Annotated in this window: 2 protein-coding genes and 1 pseudogene; all 3 read left to right on the top strand. The window is 59.8% G+C overall.

Annotated features, from left to right (window positions below):
- Positions 1-124: 124 nt before the first annotated feature.
- A pseudogene (locus AC4DF4_RS18015) lies at positions 125-352 on the top strand (hypothetical protein); the annotation flags it as partial.
- Between the two features lie 73 nt (positions 353-425).
- The gene (locus AC4DF4_RS18010) at positions 426-3242 is read left to right on the top strand and encodes a GDSL-type esterase/lipase family protein (RefSeq protein WP_490049488.1); all 2817 of its coding nucleotides are present in this window, start codon (positions 426-428) and stop codon (positions 3240-3242) included.
- A gap of 556 nt (positions 3243-3798) precedes the next feature.
- On the top strand, positions 3799-4008 hold a 210-nt coding region (locus AC4DF4_RS18005), incomplete at its 3' end, for a hypothetical protein (protein ID WP_490049487.1).

Below are 4008 nucleotides of genomic sequence, written 5' to 3'. Positions count from 1 at the left end.
CCCTGTCTGTTTACTCATGGTGTTGGTTGATTTGAAACGTTTGTTCAAACAGGCGATGTCGGAACATCGCCCGATCAACCAGCACCAATCGATTTTAACATTTTAACGAAAAAAAATCCTCTTCCCGGATCATCCCCGACGGAAGCTGATTATGGAAACCAATACCCTGCTTGCCCGGTTCGCCGGGGATAAGGGATACACCTTGGTGGATATCGGCCCGAAGATGCTCCAACCCGACGGCCACCTCACCCAGGAAATCATGCCCGATTTCTGCCACCCGTCAGAGAAAGGCTATCAGATCTGGGCCGAGGCCTTGATTCCTTTGATTCAAACCCCGCCCGGCAGGAACTGACCGTGGAAGCCGCATGCGGAATCCCACCTCTGCGTAATCACACAGCGCGGCCCATTGAAAACCTTACAACGCCATGAACCACCTGTCCCGCACCGCCGTCTGCATCCCGAGCTGTCTCACGCTCACCTCCGCCGCGTGGTCCGCCGGGTTATACGTTGCACCCACCGGCAATGATGCCAATCCCGGCACGCGCTCCACGCCATTCCAAAGCCTCGCCGCCGCGCGTGATGCCGCCCGCCGGCTGGCTGGCAAGGAGCCCGTCACCGTGACCGTGGCCGATGGCGTGTATTACCTGCCGGAAACGCTGGCTTTCATTCCCGCTGATTCCGGCTCGGAGAAAAATCCGGCGATCTATCAGGCATTGAACGAAGGCAAGGCCATCATCAGCGGTGGCTTGAAGCTCGACTTGAAATGGGAATCGCAAGCTAATGGCACCTTCAAGGCCCTCACGCCCGCAGGCCTGTCCATCGACCAGCTCTTCATCGACGGCCAGCGCCAGCGCATGGCCCGCTATCCGAACTTTGATCCGAACAAGCCCACCGCCGCCTATCAGGGCTACTCCGCGGATGCCTTTTCCAAGGAACGCGCCGCGAAATGGGCGGATCCCGCGGGCGGATACATCCACGCCATGCAGGTCCATCGCTGGGGCGGCTATCACTACCGCATCACCGGCAAAAATCCCGATGGAGGCGTCGCCTACGAAGGCGGCTGGCAGAACAACCGCCAGATGGGCATGCACCCGGAGTTCCGCATGGTGGAGAACATCTTCGAGGAACTCGATGCCCCCGGCGAGTGGTTCCACAACGCGCAAACCCGCACGCTCTACTTCAAGCCCGAGCCCGCCATGGATCTCGCGAAGGCCAACGTCGAAGTCGTCCGTCTCCGCCACCTCGTCGAGTTCAAGGGTACGTCCAAACAAGCGGTGAAACACATCACCCTCAAGGGCTTCACCTACCGCGCAACCCCCATTTCCCCGCCCTCCAGTCTATGCCGAGGCTACGACAGGCAGGCCGGTCCGACCCAATGGCTCTTTCAGGGGCCTCCCGCAGAAAGCAAATTCCTAGCAGTCATAAGAAAATCAGCGTCAGTGCTCGCCGCGATCGTATGCGCGGCGGGCATGATCCGCGCGGAGGATTTGCCGAAGGTGCTAATCATCGGCGATTCGATTTCGATCGGTTACACGGAAAAGGTGAAGCAGTTGCTGGCGGGCAAGGCGGAGGTGTCCCGGCCGCCGGAAAACTGCCGCTTTTCGGGATATGGCCTTGAGAACGTCGCGAAGTGGATCGGCAATGGGAAATGGGACGTCGTCCATTTCAACTTCGGCATCTGGGATGTTCACCTGTTGGACAAGGGCGAGATCGTCATGCCGTCCTTGGCAGATCGGGATCCCGCCTTGTTCAAGCGCCGCTCCACAACGAAGGAATACGTCGCCAACCTGAAGGGCATGCTGCGCATCATCAAGCCGGCCGCCGGAAAGGTGATCTTCGCCACCACAACGCCCTTCACGACATACGGCGAAGGAACAAAAGCGCTGATCAGCGCGAACAACAAGGCGGCCCGCGATCAGATGGAAGCGCAGGGGGTGCGGATCAACGACCTGCACGCGCTCGCCCTGCCGAATCTCGCCACCTGGCATGATGCGGATGGCGTGCATTTCAACGAGGAAGGATACCGGCATCTGGCGGTGGCGACGGCACTTTCCATCGCGGATACCCTCGGCATCCAACTCGACGGGGCGGCAAAGGATCAGTCATCGCTCCAGCCCCGGAAAGTGAGCGAAGGAACCGCATTCGGGAGAACCCTGCAAACTTACGAGCACGCGAGCCTCGGGTCCTGGGGATACGGGAAAGCGCAGAACGACACCTTCCGCCTGCTGCTGCCGGGAAGGTCGACGGACGCTCCGCCGCTTTGCGTGGTCCTCCATTCGGCGGGCGGGGACGGCAACGAACTGTTCCGGCCGATTTGTGCGCCCCATGCCGAACGCGGTTTCTATGGCGATGAAACTTTCCATGTCCTGTCCCTCGATTGCGCGAAAAACCGCAACGACTGGTGGTGGGGCGCGGAGGAGATTTCCCGCAACCCCGACCGTTACCGCAACGAGCTGTCCCCGACCGAGAAACGGGTCATGGCCACCATCGAATGGGTGGTCGGACGTTTCGGCGTCGACCGGAACCGGATCTACCTGAACGGCATCTCGATGGGTGGCAGCGGCACGCTCGGCCTGGGTCTCAGCCACGGGGATGTCTTCGCTGCCGCCGCGGTGATAGTCCCCGCCGGGATCCCACACGTGCGGACGCGTTTGTTCGACCGCAAGGTTCCGGATCTACCGCCGCTGCTCAACCTGTTGTCCCACCGCGACGAATATTCAAAAGGGCAGGAAGAGCTGATGGCGTATCTGCGGGAAAACCGCTATGCGGCGGCGTTCGCGTGGGTGCCTTGGGGGCACGACGCCCACAGGATCGGACTGGAAAACCCGTTTTCCGTTTATGATTATCCGTGGCTATCCATCCGCCGCAACGAGGCCTATCCCGTGTTCACCGGTGCCACGAGCGACAACCGCTATCCCGGCTTCAAGGACGAGACGTCTCCCGACCAATCGGGCCAGAGCAACCTGTGGTTTCGCTGGGACAACAGGGTTGACGATTGGAATCGTTTTTCCATGGCGCTATGGATCGCACCTCCGGATGAAGCTGGGGAGCGCACCGCAACCGCGGATATCACGCTGCGGCGGTTGCAACGGTTCGCGGTGGTACCGGGTCGGCAATACCGCTGGAGCCTGACGGAGGGCGGAAAGCTGGTGCAGCAAGGAAGGGTGACCAACAACAACGGCTTGCTGACGATGCCTGACGTGCGCCTCACGCGGACACCGGCTGTTCTGACCTTGGAATGAGAGCCGGGCCACCCGATCAACCACCAACCCGTTTTCCCAAGAAAAAATCATGACCATGCCATTCCCGCCCGCCATCCGAAATGTTGCCGCCCTCTGGCTCGCCCTCATGAGCGTCGGCCTGTTTCACTCACAGGGGGAGCCGACCGTAAATGGGGTCAGGCCTCGCACGTTCACATTTGGTTCTCCTTTCATGCTTCATCGAGTGCCTTTGCCAGTAGATTGAAGATGGATGCCAACTCGCCGGATTCCCGGCAACCCCCATTTCCCCGCCCTCCGGTCTACGCCGCCTATTTCGCTGAAGCTACGAAGGCCAAGAAGGCTTCCTCCTTCGCTAAAGCTACGGCGGACAAGACGACAGGCAGGCCGGTCCGACCCAATGGCTCTTTCAGGGGCCTCCCGCATAAAGCAAATTCCTTGAAGCCTGGTTCATTCCCAAGCTTCTCCGTTTCTGCCATGGTAATGGGAATCCACCGTGTGAAAGGCAGCTTTCCCGGCGCTGGAAAACGTCCAGATCCCCAATAAACAAAAGGCAAATTCCGCCTCACTCAATCAATTAATGGCCTCCAGCAATCAGGGAAAATCAGCAGCGGAATATTCTCTGAAAGGGCGCTTTCTCGTGACGCGTATCGTGACGCGTTACATGCCCGAATCTTTTAATACAATCAATGGAACGCGGCGGCTCGCTCTCGCGGTGATGGCGACGCTCGCACTGCTTGGAGACTCCACCGATGCGGAAAACCTCGCCCAAGGCCTTCTCGCCACCTTC

The organism is Luteolibacter sp., assembly GCF_058122085.1.
This window is presented reverse-complemented; position numbering and strand designations above follow the sequence as displayed.

What these genes read in the sequence shown, in the direction of transcription:
- AC4DF4_RS18010 (WP_490049488.1), top strand. Translation starts at nt 426, where the DNA reads ATGAACCACCTGTCCCGCACCGCCGTCTGCATCCCGAGCTGTCTCACG.